This window comes from Pleurocapsa sp. PCC 7319, from assembly GCF_000332195.1.
Lineage (GTDB): Bacteria > Cyanobacteriota > Cyanobacteriia > Cyanobacteriales > Xenococcaceae > Waterburya.
The window spans coordinates 1,138,540-1,155,656 of the sequence record NZ_KB235922.1 but is presented as its reverse complement, the minus strand read 5'-3'; the positions used below and the strand labels follow the sequence as shown (position 1 = coordinate 1,155,656).

The following is a 17,117-nucleotide window of genomic DNA, read 5'->3' as shown; positions in this document are numbered from 1 at the left end:
TCTACTCAACCCCGCAAGATTGAGTTTTTCATGGAAGAAAACTTTTTTACCCGTGTTGAGGAGTGCAACGGCTGTATTGTAGGCGTGGTCTTTCCAGAATTCTGTGCCAGGGGTAGCCTATAAAAGAAAAATAGCCAATATTATCATTGACTAAATCACCATATAATCCTGAAAATGTCCTGCAGAAGTAGGAATCTACGCCGGTTTAGCGAGAAAGCAAAGCCTCGCCAGAACTGAAGCATTGGTACCTATTGTTTGATCATCAAGGATTTTAACTACATTTTGCGTTACCCTAAATTAAACCATAGCTACTCAGCAAAACTAAAGTGGCTATACCAATGATATGACCGAAGCTAGTGGTAGCTAATAAGCTGGCGAAACCCATACCACCGAACATTTCTGGCATCGGTAAAGCTTTACCAGCTTCAGGCTTAGACATAGTTGACTTACCAATGGCGATCGCAATAATATTGCAGACAATCATCACAATTGCCACTAATGGAGTCCACTCATTAGTTAGGGGAATCGATGCAGCCAAAAAAGTTGAATAAACCATATTATTTATTTTTTGTATTAAACTGAGCTTACATCTAGATCAAATTTAAGGACTGATTTTTAATCAGTTAAAAATGATTTAGTCGTTACCCTTCAGTAAAATACTTTTCTTGCTACATTTTTAAAATCTGTTTCAAAGTTTTACAGATTAAGTAGAATCAATCAACAATGTAAACAACTGTAAATTGAAACTCAGAAATAAGAGTCTCAACTATTCTCCGTTTAATTGTTGATTATTTAAACAAATCTGGCGTACCTTGTTCAGAATCACTGGACTGAGATTGTCTAGGAGAAACGGAGTTGCCTCTCGTTAATTGTTTGCCAGTTCCACCATCGGCGGGATCGAGAAAAGGTCTAAGGTCAATATCTTCTGGGGAACGGCGAGAACCATTGTTTTTGCCAGAATTGCCACCACCCAATAAGTCACCTACTTGATTTAAAATGTCTTCACCAGATTGACTATCTCCATAAGTATAGACGCCCTGAGTTTGTCGACCGTCATCAGCAACCAACAAATTATCAAAAATTAAGTCACGAGTTAGTTGAGGGTCTTGTCCGGGTGGAACGGTTAAGACTAAGCGACAGTCGGTAGGATCTACTTGAGTTGTAACGCAGATCGTATCGTAGCCATTCTCGACACCAGTGGTTAACTCTAGTAATCCATCTTGGCGATAGGATTCAAAACGGCTAGTGATGGCAGCACAACGTTTTTCAGGAGTCCAACCACCACCCAACTCGCTGGGAATTGCCCAAGGATAACCTTGGTTTGGTTGGCTTTCGGGATAGTACATGACCGTATATTCGCCATTTACTAGTTCACATGTAAATCTAGTATCGGAATTACGATTAGTAGTAGTAGTAGTGGTAGTAGTAGAGCTAGAGCTAGAACTATTGGGTCCATTAATAATTACTTCTGGGGGTTCATTACTCTGACTGATAGCTTGACGAAGTTGTTGCATACTGTTGAGATTTAAGCCATCAAGGGGAAGAGCGTTAACGCTGTTAGCAGTCCCTAAAATGGCGATCGCTCCAAGGGTACCAGCAAAGCCAGTAGCTAAGGTGGGAACTCGACTAAGAGAAACGATAGATTCTAAATGGTTGTTTAAAGATTTCATAGATTGTGATAACACTGTTTTTAGTTCCTGAAATTCTACAAGATTAATAATTTAAAATACCAGTAACGCTAGATTGATTTTCAAATATAGCTCCCTGTTTGTTTTACGCTTCAATATTTCTGACGATTGAGAGAAGCAAATGTTTCTGAGAAACTTGATAAACTTACGATAATAATTAACAGTTATGAGCAAAATGATCTTCTTGATGCCGCTAGTAGTCTGCCAATTTTGAAATGATGGATGCTAAAAAAGTTCGGAATTCAAAGTTATAGGTTATCGGTTAAAGGTTAATTTGGATTTCTCACGACTATATCAGCCCAATTTCGCGTAAGCGTTGAGTCAGAAATTCCCCTGCAGTAATGTCGGCAAAATTTTTGGGATTATGGTCATCTATGCAAGAAGAGAGACAAGTAAGATCCATTTCTGAAATTGGATGCATAAAAAAGGGAATTGAATAGCGTGGGGTATTTGATAACTCTTGAGGAGGATTTACTACCCGATGAATAGTAGATTTTAGTTTCTTATTGGTAAGTCTTTCCAACATATCGCCGACATTTACGACTATCTGGTCGGGAAGAGCCGTTACCGGAATCCATTTGCCATCTCGACGTAAAATTTGTAAACCTGCCGCGCTTGCTCCCATGAGAAGGGTAATTAAGTTAATATCACCATGGGCTGCGGCTCGTACCGCACCTTCAGTATAATCTTCATTATTAGCTAGGGGAAAATAGTGAATAGCACGTAAGATGCTGTTTCCGAAGCGAACTTGATCATCAAAATAAAATTCATTTAGTCCTAAATAAATTGCGATCGCCCTTAATATTTGGATTCCTGCTCCTTCTAGAGTGTGAAAGGCTTCTAGGGTAGCAGCTTTAAATTCCGGTACTTCCTTAGGAAATATATTTTGCGGATAACCTAAACGATCTAAATCGGCTGCTGATATGTTTTGTCCTACGTGGTAAAACTCTTTTAAGTCTCCGATATCTCTGCCTTTAGCGTGTTCTTTTCCTTTGGCCGTATATCCTCTTTGTCCTCCAAGGCCTTCTAGTTCATAGGCTAGTTTAGTAGTTTCAGGTAGAGCAAAAAACTGTTTAACGGAATGGTAAAGTCTTGCTGAAAGCTCATCAGACAACCCATGATTTTTCACTGCCACAAAACCAATGTTTTGATAAGCATCGCCTAGGGTTTGCACAAAATTTTGTTTACGGGCAGGATCATCCGAGATGAAATCGTTTAAATCTACAGAAGGTATTTCTTCATAAAGGATGTCGCTCATAAGTTTCCCTGTAATTATTTCCTGACTCTGGTGTAGCAATAATATATAGTCGTTTTTCTAGTATGCTTTCGTCCTGGATTTGGAGTTACTCGAAATGTAAGCAAATGCTCAGATTCATCTAATCTACTTCTACTACACTATCTTCATCACAAAACTATTTCTCTCCAAATCAGCCCTTGGGGATACAACGTTAACATTAGCTCTGGTTTTTATGATTAAAACACTGATAGTTGATGACCAAAATACAGTTAGACAAATCTTAAGAAACTATCTAGAGAATGAAGTAGATATATCAATTGTGGGATTTGCTACTGATGGACAAGCGGCACTCAAACAGTTAGAAACTTTAAAGCCTGATGTGATCGTCATGGATATTGAAATGTCCATGATGGATGGATTTGCTGCCGCACAAATTATTAGAGAGCAATACTTATCAACCAAAATTATCTTTTTTACTAATTTTGATGATATCAACTATTTTAATCAAGCGTTAAAAGCGGGAGCAAATGGCTACTTATTAAAAAGAAGTTCTCCTGAAGAAATTAAAAGTGCTATTCGTACTGTCTATTATGGTTCTTTTCATCTTAATACGGGTTTGTTAAAGAAATATCTTGATAACGTTTCCCGGACCAGCTCTAATTCACCTGAGATTGCCAAACTGCAAGAAATGCTCAGTCAGCAATCATCTTTGATTAGAGGACTTATTCCTAAATCACAACATAAAATTATTGAATCTCAACAACCTACAGAAGAGCTTGATATAAAAACAGAATTAGCAAGAATTGGCAAGAAAATTCGTATTCTAGAAAGAACAATTGACGATCAGACAAGATTTTTAAATAGATATTATCCCAAATACAAAACTGAAAAAAATAAGCTAAAAAAGATTAAAAAAATCTTTTTAATTTGGCTCTCTATATTATCATTTCTAGAGATTTTTTCAATTTTTTATTTGTTTCATTATCATCTGTAAATTACAATATACCAATTACTTTATAAGAGGCAAAGTTTACTACTTGCTTCTTACTAGTTGTGAAAAGACCGAACAAAAATAAGTACAGTTTTCACTACATAATTGTAGATAATAATTATTCGGGCAGAAAACACTACCAACAATGGGATGCAAAGCTCACTTACTGAGTTTTGATTAGTTAACTAATATAGAAAATGTAGAAAGAAAAAAACAGAAATTTTCTACTTATAAATCCAAGTAGCTATTAATCGACGGAGACATAATCATGGCTTTAATTCGCTATAATCCTTGGCAAGAAGTTAATTCTTTACAACGTCAACTAAATCGTTTATTCGACGATACATTAAGTTCAGAAAACGGGGGGAATTTTAGTAATTTATCAAAAATTCCAGCCGCTGAATTATCCGAAACAGATGATGCTCTTCATCTCAAAATAGAAATTCCTGGTATGGAAGCCAAAGATCTAGATATTCAAGTGATGGCAGATCAAGTGGCGATCGCAGGAGAACGTAAATCGGAAACTAAATCTGAAGCTAAAGGTGTAACTCGTTCTGAATTCAGTTACGGTAAATTCTCCAGAGTAATCCCTCTACCCTCTCGCATTCAAAATACTAACGTTACCGCAGATTATAAAGACGGTATTCTCAATCTAACTCTTCCCAAGTCGGAAGATGAAAAGAACAAAGTAGTAAAAGTGAACCTCGACTAATCAAGACAGCCCACATCTCAAATGATGTGGGCTGATTAGTAGCTATTGTTAGTATTGACTTGGTTGAGTAGTTTGACTTAAACCAGAATTATACAAAACCTGCCATTATTAGACGATTTCTGCCGAATAAATCTCAAAATCGTTACCATCCCAGGCTTCCCAAGTTGCGTAATTACCTTCAATTTGAGGATTGAATTCATTATATGTGCTTGCGCCCAACTCAATAGTATCTCCACCAGCAAAGAGATAAACGTTTGTATCGGTACTACTGAATTCATGTTCCCAAACTACAAATCCTTGGTCACTAACTTGAGCATTGTAGTCATTGACATCATTGTTAGTTATCTGGGTAGTATGATCATTTAAGACATCATGACGATAAATTTCCCAGTCATTACCATCCCAAGCTTCCCAGGTAACGTAATCTCCAGCTATTTGAGGATTGATTTCATTGTAAGTAGTGGTCGCCAAAGTGCGAGTCTGACCAGTCAATTCGTCATACAACTTGATATCAATATCACTGGAGTTGAACTCGTATTCGTAGACTACATGACCATTCTCAGAAACTTGAGCATATGTTTCCTTATTTGTGTCATTGGCAATAGTTAAAGTTTCACCCGAAGCAATATCGTAGCGAAAGATATCAATATCACCAGAAGCGTATTCTGATTCGTAAGTAACATAGTCTCCAGAGATTTGGGGATTATATTCATAGTGTTCGCTATTGGCGATATCAATTGTTGTTTCGTTATGAATATCGTACAAACGAATATCAAGATTATCAGGAGCGTATTCATATTCATAGACGATATGGCTATCTGTCAGTTGGGGATTATATTCGTTTTGAGCCGTGTCAGCCACCACTGTAGTTTGCTCAGTAAAGTAATCGTAATAAACTATGTCTTGGTCGTGCGCATCAAATTCTTTTTCAAATGCGACATGACCGACATCAGAAATATCAGCATAGCCTTCATTGACAGTATCTTCGGCGATGATGCGATTTTCCCCTTCGGAGTAGTGGTATAGGTCGATATCATCATTAGCGAACTCATGTTCCCAAACGATATCACCGAAAGCAGAAACTTGAGCATCGTAATCGTTGACGTTGTTATCAGTAATTTGATGAATATTAACGTTATACATAGATTGATTCCTCGATAAGTTTGATTTGGTAATTTTTCTCTGTCTTTGCTCTTTTACGCGGTATCAAGAAAGTTTATGCAATTTGAGCTGTTATTTATCTAGGTAAGTGCTCAAGCTACTTCTGTAAGCTATAATCGGGAGCCAATCATAATTGGTCAGGTTATTGATTCGGGTTTAGAAGGCAATAAATATGGATTAGAGCAATATTTATAGCGATCGCTATAGCAGAGGTTAAAGTTGATGAAAATATCTCGAAAGCTTAGAGGGCGGAATGCCTCGCTCGCTCGCACTTGAATTGAACTCAAGTGTACCGAGCGACTTAGAGCTTAGAGCTAAAAACCAGTTGACAAACAATACACAGCCATAACTGGTCACGAATGATTTCTGGCATAAATTCAGAAACTCTTTGGTAAGATTTTCCTAAGAGAAATTCAGGAATTTATGAAAATTCTTCACGGCACTTGGATACCAGATGAAACAGAAGAGTTGATTCAGTCTGGAGGCTTTTATCTCTGGGTAGAGGCCACAGAACCTAAGACAACTAAAAACTCTAAGACAATTCATCCTTATCAACTCTCAGGCAAAAACTTAGAATCTTTTTTAGCTCAAGATTTAGGCATTAAAAATCTACAATCAGATGGGATTACACCCAAATATTTTTTACTACCGACTGTCAAGGAGCAACCTTTACCTTCGTTAGAATTAGCTCGTTATCTGGAAACAGAATTACCAGAAGAATTTACCTGGCAGTATTGGGAGATTGATTGTTATCAAACTACTACAAGTGTCAAAGTCAGTGGCTATAGTTACGAGCTAGTCAATAATGTGATCAAACTACTAAATGAGCTTCACTTTATCGCCATTAACAGTAAGAATGAAATTCAATTTGGAGCAGATCTATTATTCTGGTATTACTATACTCAAAGTTTTAAACAAATTATTCTCCAAGACCAATACATTCCCGCGCTCAAATATTATCAACCTCAACCAAAGACTAAAAGACGTAAAAAACGGTCAGATTTAGAAATTTATCCAGGTTGGGAAATAATCTCCCCTACTTATGAAGACCAGCTGGCAAATTATCTAGAGTCAATGCCTAAAATTAGCGTAGCTGGTTTTGCAGCTCTACCTAAAACTCCTCATTTCTATGATGAAGAAACTCTTTTACGTCATTTTTCGGAATGTTTGCTCACAGATATTGTGACCCATACTCCTACTACGGCTAAATTTAGCAAACAACTATCAGGAACCATTTTAGAAAAATGTACTGATTCCGATCTGATATCTCGTCCTGGGACTAACGATCTAGCTGTTGAAGAGTATCAGCAATGGCAATCTTGGCGGTATAAAATAACTCACACCCAGGATAATATTCCTTTTTATCTTTATTTCCAATTACAAACACCGAAGGGCGCAGAAGAACCTTGGCAATTACAGTTTCAGGTAGCACCCAAAAAAGATCCTTCCTTAAAGATATCCCTTCAAGATTACTGGCGATTAGGAACGAAAAAAAGAACTGTCTTCTATAAACAATTTGGCTCGGAATTTGAATCCAATTTATTACTCAATCTCGGTTATGCAGCCCGTATTTATCCTCTACTGTGGACTGGTTTAGAAACCAATGAACCTAAGGGGGTAATTCTTGACCTGGACGAAGCTTTTGAATTTCTCAAAGAGACTGCCTGGATACTGGAAAATGCCGGATATAAAGTTATAGTTCCTGCTTGGTGGACTCCCAAGGGCAGAAAACGGGCTAAATTGCGCCTTAAAGTGTCTGGTAGCAGCCAATCTGCCACTAAATCAGAAACTAAAAGTTATTTTGGTCTCGATACACTTGTTCAGTACCAATATCAATTATCGATTGGGAATCATCCCGTTACTCAAGAAGAATGGGAACAATTAGTTAATGCCAAAGTACCCCTAGTTAAGTTTCGAGGGGAATGGGTAGAACTGGATTTGGCAAAAATGCAGCAGATGTTGGAGTTCTGGCAACAACAGGGACAAGAAAATCAACAAATGTCACTGCTGGAATTATTACAAAGGGAAGCAGAAGCTGGGGCGGAATTAGAATTTGAGCGAGACGATACTTTAGAAGAGATGTTGCAGAAGCTCAATGATAAAAGTCAACTGGAATTAGTTACCGATTTGCCCAATTTTCAAGGTAAGTTACGAAAATATCAACAACGGGGCGTTTCCTGGCTTAATTATCTGGAAAACCTGGGACTTAATGGCTGTCTCGCTGATGATATGGGTTTAGGCAAAACGATCGAGGTGATTGCTCGGTTGATCCAGGAAAGAAACGATCGCACTCAAGTGGCACCGACTTTGCTTATTGTACCTACTTCCGTGATTGGCAATTGGCAAAAAGAAATTACCAAATTTGCTCCTCATTTTCGGAGCCTGATTCATCATGGTAGTGACAGAAGTAAGGATGCGTCAGAATTCCAGAAGGCGATCGCCTCTCATGATGTGATTATCACTTCTTATACTCTAGTTCGCAAAGATGCCAAACTATTCGATCGCATTGACTGGCAACGCATTGTTCTGGATGAGGCACAAAATATTAAAAATCCCAAGGCAGCTCAAACCAAGGCGATTCTTAAACTTAATGCCCCTCACCGTCTCGCTTTGACTGGTACTCCTGTAGAAAATCGTCTGTTAGATTTGTGGTCGATTTTCAACTTTCTCAACCCAGGTTATCTGGGCAAACAAGCTCAGTTTCGCAAAGCTTTTGAAATTCCGATCCAAAAAAATAGCGATCGCACTAAAGCCCTTACTCTGAAGAAATTAGTTGAACCGTTCATCCTGCGTCGAGTTAAAACCGATAAAAGCATCATTAAAGACTTGCCCGATAAAGTTGAACAAAAAGTTTATTGCAACCTTACCCCAGAACAAGCTTCTCTTTACGAAGCTGTGGTACAGGATGTGGCACAACAAATAGAAGAAAAATCAGGAATTGAACGTAAAGGCTTAATCCTGTCCACACTAATGAAACTGAAGCAAATCTGCAACCATCCCCGACAATTCTTACAAGATGAAAGCGAATTTACCCCCAACCGTTCTCATAAACTATCTCGTCTTCAAGAAATGATTGAAGAAATACAAGCCGAACAAGAAAGTTTACTGCTCTTTACTCAATTCCGCGAAATCGGCGATGCTCTACAACAGTATTTTCGTCACCATTATCACTATCCAACTTACTATATTCACGGTGGCACTAACCGTAAGCAACGGGACAAAATGATTGCCGAATTTCAAGAGCCAGACACTCCTCCAGCCGTCTTTATCCTTTCCCTGAAAGCTGGTGGTGTGGGGATTACGCTGACTAAAGCTAATCACGTATTTCACTTCGATCGCTGGTGGAATCCGGCGGTAGAAGACCAGGCTAGCGATCGCGCTTTTCGCCTGGGACAAAAGAAAAATGTTTTTGTCCACAAATTTGTCACTTTAGGTTCTTTAGAAGAAAAAATCGACGTGATGATTGAAGATAAAAAGCGATTATCAGAATCTGTAGTCGGTGCCGATGAATCTTGGTTAACTGAGTTAGACAATGATAAGTTTCGAGAATTAATTGCTTTGAATCGCAGTGCAGTTTTGGATTAATAAAGGGGCTTCGCCCCAGCTATAAGCCATAAGCTATAAGCTATAAGCTAAATTAAAAGAGGTTTTAGACCTCTCCTAATTGCAGAAAGGCATTCTTTTTGCCGCATCTGCACCAAACAAGATTGGAGGGGGTCACGGAACCCACGAGCTATAGGTTTAAAGCTACGGGAGCAAGTAGTCAACTAAAAAGCTTAGAGCCTAGAGCTTAAAGCTTATAGCTTTTTGATAAAGATTTAACAGGTTTATGGTCACTGTTACGAACAGGATTTAGATAGAGGATAAGATGTATGAATAGTGAAGTGGGTGCGATTGCTACTTAAGCCAGAGACAGGAGAAGCAGACCATGTCTAAGGAATATTTCGACATTGTAATTATCGGCGCGGGGCTTTCAGGTGTCGGCGCTGCTTACCACCTGCAAACCAAGTGCCCGAGCAAAAGCTATATCATTTTGGAAGGTAGGGACTCGATGGGCGGAACCTGGGATCTCTTTCGCTATCCAGGTGTCCGTTCCGATAGCGACATGCATACCCTCGGTTATAATTTCAAACCCTGGCGCGAAGCGAAAGTTATTGCCGACGGCTCATCAATCCTAAAATATGTGCGGGAGACTGCTGAAGAGAACGAGATCGACAAACATATCCGCTATGGTTATCTAGTGAAGAAAGCTACTTGGTCTAGCGCGGATGCTACCTGGACAATTGAAACTGAAAACCAAAATACAGGAACCACCGTTAGCTTCAGCTGCAATTTTCTGTTGATGTGTTCTGGGTACTACAGTTATAAAAAAGGTTACACTCCTGAATTCAAAAATCCCCATCTTTTTAGGGGAGAGATCGTTCATCCGCAGGAATGGCCCGAAACTCTCGACTATCGTGGTAAGAAAGTAATTGTCATCGGTTCTGGAGCCACTGCGATTACCCTAGTACCAGAAATGGCTAAAGATGCCGAACATGTAGTGATGCTACAACGATCGCCGACCTATATTGTCTCGCGTCCCGACCAGGACACGAGTGCCAATTGGTTACGCAAGCTCTTGCCAGAACGTATAGCTTACTTCATCACGCGCTGGAAGTATATTACGCTTCAAGGACTCTTTTATCATCGTACGCGCACTGAGCCAAAAAAGGTCAAGCGTATGCTGCTAAAGATGGTACGTCAAGAACTCGGTCCAGAATATGATATTGAGACTCATTTCACCCCACGCTACGACCCCTGGGACCAGCGCCTCTGCCTCGTGCCAAATAGCGACCTATTTCAGGCGATTAAGTCAGGTAAAGCCTCTGTAGCCACCGAGCAGATCGACACCTTTACCGAGAAGGGCATCCTGCTCAAATCGGGCAAGGAATTAGAAGCCGATATTATTGTTACGGCGACTGGACTCAATATCGTCGTACTTGGTGGTGTAAAGTTTATCGTCGATGCCCAACCAGTTGAGTTTTCTAAGACCTATACTTACAAAGGTTTAATGTATTCGAACGTGCCGAATTTGGTTTCTATTTCCGGCTACATTAACGCTTCTTGGACTTTACGCGCCGAACTTATGGCAGAATATGTTTGCCGACTCATCAATCATATGGATGAGAAAGGATATCGTCAGTGTACGCCAAGTCTTGATGACGAGGAGCGAAATATGCCAGAGCGACCCTGGGTCGAAGATTTTTCTTCTGGCTATATACAACGCGCGATACACTTGTTACCCAAGCAGGGCGATCACGAGCCCTGGATTAACCCGCAGAACTACCAGCGTGATAAGAAAATGCTCCGCCATGGGGCGATCGAGGATGGTGTAATGGTTTTCAGCAATTGTGTCCCGATTAGTAAACTGTGATTTGAGGCGTTGTTCAAAAAGCTCTCCAAAGTTCATATCTTGCTTAACAATTAAATAATTGAGGATGAATTAATTGGGGATAAATTTTGGTTAACTGAGTTAGACAATGATAAGTTTCGAGAACTAGTTGCTTTGAATCGTAGTGCAGTTTTGGATTGATTTTGATTGAGAGGAAAATCTTATGGGTGAATTTAGTCGGACTTGGTGGGGACAAAAATTTATTACAGCCATTGAATCTTTTACTGATGCTGCCAGATTAGGGAGAGGTCGTTCTTATGCCAGAGGGGGGAAAATTCTCGAATTTGCCGTTAATAAAGGTGAAATTGAAGCCACTATTAGAGGTTCGGTCAATCCTTACTTTGGAGTCTATACTGAACCCCGTTATCATACAGTAGTTAAAATTAAACCGATTGCCAAAAAAGACTGGTCCAAGATTATTCAAAGTATGGCCAAAAATGCCAGTTTTGTCTCTAAATTACTGTTAAACGAAGTTCCAGAAAATATCGAACGTAGTTTTAGAGAAGTGAACAAAAATCTGCTGCCTCATAGCGAGGGGGATTTTCAAACCTCTTGTTCTTGTCCAGACTGGTCAAATCCTTGCAAACATATTGCTGGTCTCTGTTACCGCTTTGCTTCAGAACTAGATGAAGACCCGTTTTTAATCTTCGAATTACGGGGTTTAACTCAAGAGCAATTACATCAAGAATTAGCCAAAACACCCCTAGGTCAAGCTTTAATTGCTGGTTTGAAGACAGAGGAATTAGCTCCTACTCCTATTACATCCTATTACACTAGACCGCAAAAAAATCAATTCAATTCAGCGACTTCTCTCAAGGAATTTTGGCAGGGTAAAACCATAACTCCCTCCATAATCTCCGAAAATAGAGAAACTAATATTTCGGGAATTTTAGTTAAAAAAGCGGGGGATTTTCCTGAGTTTTGGCATCGAGATACTTCTTTTATTGCCACTATGGAGGAACTCTATCAAAGAGTTAAAACTAAAAATCGCGATGTTTTTTAAACCCAATACAATTTGCGTACTATTTTTTCTTTGGTGATTGCAAACTAGCTTACCCTTTTTGTTACATCCCTGGTGGTAATATAGCTTAAATTAAGCCAAATAAACAGCGATCGCATTTTGAGATACTCTAGTGGTCGCTATTTTCTTTAGTGATTGCAAACTAGCACACTTTTTTGTTACATCCGTCTTGATAACATTGTTGTGATTAAACAATAGCTTAGCGATCGCCATTTTAAATGCTAGCGTGGCGATCGCTTTCCCTGATGCAGTCGTTTACAAGGGAAACTCGAACTGAATCGCGATCGCTCTTTTCCTCAAGTTGACCAGTTTCCCGTATTGAAAATGTTTCAGCAGCAGGGATTGCTGCATGGATAATGACTAATATAGGTGGTCAATTACCAAGTCTTAAATGAAGTTAGTTATCGCTACTGCTTACAATAGAAATATCATCTACGAGTGTAACGCTAACGCTACTATGAACGACATAATTCGCATTATCATTGCTATTGTGCTGCCACCACTAGGAGTATTTTTGCAGGTGGGCTTGGGTAAAGACTTTTGGATTAATATCTTGTTAACTTTGCTCGGTTATATTCCTGGTTTGGTTCATGCTATCTGGATTATTGCTAAGAAGTAACATTAGTTTCTGGCATCATACCGACTCATCTAGACAGCAAATAAAATAAATCAATCTCTTGGTGGATTTATAAATTAATATCAGAGGATATTTTAGTGATAACTTTGAGATCTGGAGATTAATTAAATATGAGTATTGAAGATAGAGTAAAAGCTACTGCTAAAAACATTGAAGGAAAAGTACAAGAAGCAGTAGGAGAAGTAACAGGTAATCCTCAAGATAAAGCAGAAGGAAAAGAAAAACAAGCTCAAGCCCAGGTAGAACACAGTGTCGAAAATGTTAAAGATGAAATCAAAAAAGTGATTGATTAATCTATGGTTGATGTCAAGATATTTAATTTGACTAGCTATTGAGCAGAGATTTAATCAAAGACTTAATTTATATTAATCAAATTTAGTTTTAAATGGGGTTTAGTCATGCTAAACCTCTTATTTTTTGTCGAGAATATATTATGCAAAATACTATAGAACAAGCAATCAATTTTAAAGAAATACTAGCGGATTTTGTTTATAGTGCTGAAGGAGAGCTAGCGATCGCTTTAGAATCTTATGCAGCCGAAAAAAGCCAGAAAAATAGCTATGGTATTAAACAGCAGAATCTAACTGTAGATCTATTCATCACTGAGGGAAAAGTAGGAGAGGAAACTCCTTTAGAAATATTTCTAAAACAAGAGCATAACTTGAACTCTGAAGATATTGAGTTAATCAAGCTATGGCAGAAAAATTTTATAGGTTTATTTGAAATTAAAGCAATAAAAGGTAATTGTTATCAGTTAATGAACTGGTTGACAGCAAAAAATTATCTTGTCTATGGTCACTCTAAAATTGCCGAAAAGGAGACTAGAAGATGGCAGCCAGGAGAAATTATTCTGACTATACTTGCACCGATTAATCAACGCGAGTGGTTCTTTTTTAGCGATCGCATTATTAAAGGTAAATTAAGTCAGCCAAAATTGGCTGTGGCAATTGGTGAGTTTCGAGAAAATTATCCTGATTTTCTCTATGCCGATGCACCAGAGTTATTAGAGCAAGCCTGGGAATCTGTCGCCGTATACCATCAAGAATTTATTGATTTTATGGGTAAAGAGCGTCTAACTTTACCAGGCTACAAGCTAAACCAAAAAATTGGTGAATTACAAGAAATAATGAGTCAGAAAAGATTAGCTGATGCTGGTATTGATGATTCTAAATCTCTATCAGAAATGCTATCAGAATCAGGAAGTAGCGAAGCTGAGTTCAGTGAAACTGCTAAAGATTTAGGTATAGATGAAGAGGCAGTTAGCAAGATTATTAAGAATAAAAATAAACTGTCAATGGTAACACCAAAAGTTGATTTGCCCCCCGAAATAAAACAAGCAGAATCTGTCACCGTATTCTCTCATCCTCGATGGGGTCAAATGTTTTTGCCTAACTATGAAAAGTTTACTAATTTATTAGCTGACGAAAATCCAGAAACCCAGGAAAATAACAATTTATTTATTCATAAATATTTAGAACAGCCTGAAGCTAATTATTATATTTGGCAGCAACTAAAACAACAATATCCAGTTACTCTAGAAAAACTTTTACAAAATTACTGTAATAATAATGATTTTAATTTAGATACCGATTTAGATAAGTTACTACTTAAATATAATAAACCATCTAATCCTCAACTTCCAGCGATCGCCAATGTACCAGTACATCTCAATAATCTATTTGAATCCGCGGTAGCACAAGTACAAAAAACCAAATCTAAAGCCAAGAAAAAAAAGAAAAAAGGATTTTCATAAAAGATGTAAATAAAAAATTCTAAATTGGTAACAAACAACAAAAATAGAGACGTTGATTGTAACGTCTCTACCCAAAAAAATACGAAGGAATATAAACTATTTAGAAGTTAAAACTATTAGAAGTTTAAGATGTCTAAATTACGCAGCGCGACGAGTAATTAGACCCCAAATAAAGATTAGTAACATTGCACCTAAAACAGCAAAGATAATACCAGGAATAGTCAATGCTCCTGCCGAGGCTGCTGCTGCCCCCGAACTTCCTAACAATGCTTGACCAATGTAGCCACCAACTAATGCACCCAAAATGCCTAGACCAATTGTGGCCAAAATACCGCCACCTTGATGACCAGGATAGATTAGTTTCGCTAATGCTCCAGCAATTAATCCTAATGCTAACCAAGCTAAAATATTCATACCTTGCTCCTAAATTCTTAAATTAATTGTTTTTTAATTAATTGTGTGTTTACTAGTTGCAATTAGTATATTTATTTATTATAACTGATTCTTCTATCTAAAAGCTGATATTATGTATCTATCGAAGTGTAGAGATTAATATGATTGGTAAAATTATCTCCAGAAAAAACCAGTCCTAATAGTAGAACAAGATCTGAATTATGGTCAGTCTAACTTTTAGAAAGGGGTTAGAGTAGTTAATGATACTGTTGATGAACTTAACATAAGAGATAAATTGTCTAATTTGTTCTTGGCTGGACTGTTGTGAAAATGACGATTAATAAATTTAATTGCTTTGTTAATCTTCCCTCGATCAATTAAGCTCAGAAGGTGGCTAGTCCAAATGTGACGATGTATACCAGTTAAACCAAGAGCATCAGCAGTTTGATAAATATGTTGTTTGAGATGAATGCGATCGAGAATAAATTTAAGCTTGGGAAAACCTCGTTCAAGAGCCTCTCGTAAACCATTACCTCCATCCGCCACTGCCGTAACTTCTGTGTCTGTCCCCATTCCCTGGTCAATAGCTGCACTTACCAGTTGTTGCACTACGGCAGGATATTTGTCCATTCGCGCTATAAAAGTTCGCTTTTGGCGATCCTCAACTGGACGTGCAAATCCCACTCTAACTTCGCGCCAATCGATTTTTCGCTCTTTTTTAGCGAGCTGACGTTTTGGGGTTAATTCTGCTTTTTGAGAAGGAAAATAGACTCCCGTGCGAATCTGACAACCGTCTAATTCAACTATCAGTCTCGATAAGCCTTGGGTCTGATTTTGGTGGTCGTCAGCTTGCTGTTTCAGACTATCCAAGCGATGCTCAATATATTGCTGTGCTTGAGCCGCTATCGTTTCGACTTCTCTTCTAACTGCATTTCTTTCAACCCAGAAACCATAATGCTCTTGAAACCTTTTGGCTGCTCCTTCAAAGGATTCTTCAGCTCCAAACTCGGTTAAGGCTTGTTTAACTCCTATGGAGTAATCTCCTTGAGAAATTCCTAATTGTTCGACTACAGAGCGAACTCCCCGTTTAATTGTTTTATTCCATAAATAGGGAGATTCTATTTTTAACTGTCCAAAGATTACTGTGTATTTAATTTGTGGTCTTCGATGGACAACCCAGCCAGGTTTCTTCATTTGGTTCGTAACCTGATTGACTAACCAACTCAATAACATTGACATCACTCTCAGGCCAATAGCTCGTAACAATGATAATACGTCTCTGTCGAGGTTCGTGACTTTTTCAGCTAGATTTGGCTCTTGCTCTACTATCGTCTCAAATAGAAGATCGCTGATTTGTTCAATCAGGTCATTATAATTTTGATTCATGGCAGTGTCTTAATTGATTCGTCTCTTTAAACACTGCCTTTTTTTGGCTTCTTTAATTCTGTTAATTTTGGCTTTAAATTTCTATTTCCTCAAAAACGCGATCGCCCTGGACAATTACCAACTATTTTTGAGCGCACCCCACGCCAACGACCCCTTGCGAGAATATTTACAGGAAATGAGGAATTATATGCCACCGAAACATCGTGCTTTTGTAGTTGCTGTGGAACAGCGATCGAGGCTGCGGGATTTTGTGCAAAGGAAGATGCGGCAATTTCCAGAACTAAAAGATTTATACAATGACTGTTTGCTCTTAATTGAACAATTTCGCACCAAGCACCTGGAGTTTGCCGCCCGCTACATTCATCAACAAACTGCTGAAGCCCACAATGACACCAGTATCGGTACAGGAGATACGCCATTCATGAAGTACCTGAAAAAACATCGAGATGAAACCAGCCAACATCTATTGAGTTGACTCCTCACCATCATAAATAAACAGTGATTTGTAGGTTAAAGGGAAAAGGGAAAAAAATTAATCCTTTAGCCCTTCCCCAATCGTCATAAATGACGGGGCTTTACATTGTGCCCTTGTCCTAAAGCGATTGTCTTGAATGTCAAGTCCAATTTTTTGATTTAGGCGATCGCTAACCAAATAGTTGAGCTAAGGTAATTTTTCACCACGAGAATAATTCTTGGTGATGAGAAAT

15 protein-coding genes are annotated in these 17,117 nt (G+C 38.4%); 9 read left to right on the top strand and 6 right to left on the bottom strand.

Features of this window, described 5'->3' with window-relative positions:
* Nucleotides 1-292: 292 nt before the first annotated feature.
* The 3 genes from psaK to PLEUR7319_RS0109260 form a co-directional block, all read right to left on the bottom strand.
* Nucleotides 293-556 carry a photosystem I reaction center subunit PsaK gene (gene psaK / locus PLEUR7319_RS0109270; RefSeq protein WP_019504941.1) on the bottom strand — a complete coding sequence of 88 codons (264 nt, stop codon included), beginning with the start codon at nucleotides 554-556 and terminating at the stop codon, nucleotides 293-295.
* A 232-nt stretch (nucleotides 557-788) separates the two neighbouring features.
* Complete coding sequence (locus PLEUR7319_RS0109265) at nucleotides 789-1,670, bottom strand: COP23 domain-containing protein (RefSeq protein WP_019504940.1); 882 nt, start codon at nucleotides 1,668-1,670, stop codon at nucleotides 789-791.
* 307 nt (nucleotides 1,671-1,977) lie between these two features.
* Nucleotides 1,978-2,946, bottom strand: a complete 969-nt coding sequence (locus tag PLEUR7319_RS0109260) for an isopenicillin N synthase family oxygenase (RefSeq protein ID WP_019504939.1) — start codon at nucleotides 2,944-2,946, stop codon at nucleotides 1,978-1,980.
* A 211-nt stretch (nucleotides 2,947-3,157) separates the two neighbouring features.
* On the opposite strand from PLEUR7319_RS0109260, the gene PLEUR7319_RS34730 reads away from it, so the two are divergent.
* Entirely contained in the window at nucleotides 3,158-3,919 is a 762-nt protein-coding gene (locus PLEUR7319_RS34730; RefSeq protein WP_019504938.1) for a response regulator transcription factor, read from the top strand.
* A gap of 265 nt (nucleotides 3,920-4,184) precedes the next feature.
* On the top strand, nucleotides 4,185-4,628 hold the full coding sequence (locus tag PLEUR7319_RS0109250) for an Hsp20/alpha crystallin family protein (RefSeq protein WP_019504937.1): 444 nt from the start codon (nucleotides 4,185-4,187) through the stop codon (nucleotides 4,626-4,628).
* Between the two features lie 108 nt (nucleotides 4,629-4,736).
* Here PLEUR7319_RS0109250 and PLEUR7319_RS0109245 read toward each other — a convergent pair whose 3' ends face one another.
* Complete coding sequence (locus tag PLEUR7319_RS0109245) at nucleotides 4,737-5,771, bottom strand: hypothetical protein (protein WP_019504936.1); 1,035 nt, start codon at nucleotides 5,769-5,771, stop codon at nucleotides 4,737-4,739.
* A 441-nt stretch (nucleotides 5,772-6,212) separates the two neighbouring features.
* Here PLEUR7319_RS0109245 and PLEUR7319_RS0109240 point away from each other — a divergent pair, with 441 nt between their 5' ends.
* The 6 genes from PLEUR7319_RS0109240 to PLEUR7319_RS0109215 all read left to right on the top strand — a co-directional run bounded on the left by PLEUR7319_RS0109240 (nucleotide 6,213) and on the right by PLEUR7319_RS0109215 (nucleotide 14,631).
* The gene (locus tag PLEUR7319_RS0109240; protein WP_019504935.1) at nucleotides 6,213-9,374 is read left to right on the top strand and encodes a DEAD/DEAH box helicase; all 3,162 of its coding nucleotides are present in this window, start codon (nucleotides 6,213-6,215) and stop codon (nucleotides 9,372-9,374) included.
* Nucleotides 9,375-9,717: 343 nt separating this feature from the next.
* Nucleotides 9,718-11,202, top strand: coding sequence for an NAD(P)/FAD-dependent oxidoreductase (locus tag PLEUR7319_RS0109235; protein WP_019504934.1), 1,485 nt, complete (start codon nucleotides 9,718-9,720; stop codon nucleotides 11,200-11,202).
* 181 nt (nucleotides 11,203-11,383) lie between these two features.
* Nucleotides 11,384-12,223 carry an SWIM zinc finger family protein gene (locus PLEUR7319_RS0109230; protein WP_019504933.1) on the top strand — a complete coding sequence of 280 codons (840 nt, stop codon included), beginning with the start codon at nucleotides 11,384-11,386 and terminating at the stop codon, nucleotides 12,221-12,223.
* A 475-nt stretch (nucleotides 12,224-12,698) separates the two neighbouring features.
* Complete coding sequence (locus PLEUR7319_RS34725) at nucleotides 12,699-12,860, top strand: YqaE/Pmp3 family membrane protein (RefSeq protein WP_036799599.1); 162 nt, start codon at nucleotides 12,699-12,701, stop codon at nucleotides 12,858-12,860.
* A 128-nt stretch (nucleotides 12,861-12,988) separates the two neighbouring features.
* Complete coding sequence (locus PLEUR7319_RS0109220; protein ID WP_019504931.1) at nucleotides 12,989-13,171, top strand: CsbD family protein; 183 nt, start codon at nucleotides 12,989-12,991, stop codon at nucleotides 13,169-13,171.
* 140 nt (nucleotides 13,172-13,311) lie between these two features.
* On the top strand, nucleotides 13,312-14,631 hold the full coding sequence (locus PLEUR7319_RS0109215) for a hypothetical protein (RefSeq protein WP_026102415.1): 1,320 nt from the start codon (nucleotides 13,312-13,314) through the stop codon (nucleotides 14,629-14,631).
* Nucleotides 14,632-14,769: 138 nt separating this feature from the next.
* Here the strand turns inward: PLEUR7319_RS0109215 and PLEUR7319_RS0109210 are convergent, their stop codons facing one another.
* Together PLEUR7319_RS0109210 and PLEUR7319_RS0109205 are read right to left on the bottom strand one after the other, a co-directional pair.
* Entirely contained in the window at nucleotides 14,770-15,045 is a 276-nt protein-coding gene (locus tag PLEUR7319_RS0109210; RefSeq protein ID WP_019504929.1) for a GlsB/YeaQ/YmgE family stress response membrane protein, read from the bottom strand.
* A 216-nt stretch (nucleotides 15,046-15,261) separates the two neighbouring features.
* Entirely contained in the window at nucleotides 15,262-16,410 is a 1,149-nt protein-coding gene (locus tag PLEUR7319_RS0109205; protein WP_019504928.1) for a UPF0236 family transposase-like protein, read from the bottom strand.
* Between the two features lie 43 nt (nucleotides 16,411-16,453).
* Between PLEUR7319_RS0109205 and PLEUR7319_RS34720 the strand changes: the two genes are divergently transcribed.
* Nucleotides 16,454-16,885, top strand: a complete 432-nt coding sequence (locus PLEUR7319_RS34720) for a hypothetical protein (protein WP_036798806.1) — start codon at nucleotides 16,454-16,456, stop codon at nucleotides 16,883-16,885.
* Nucleotides 16,886-17,117: the final 232 nt, after the last annotated feature.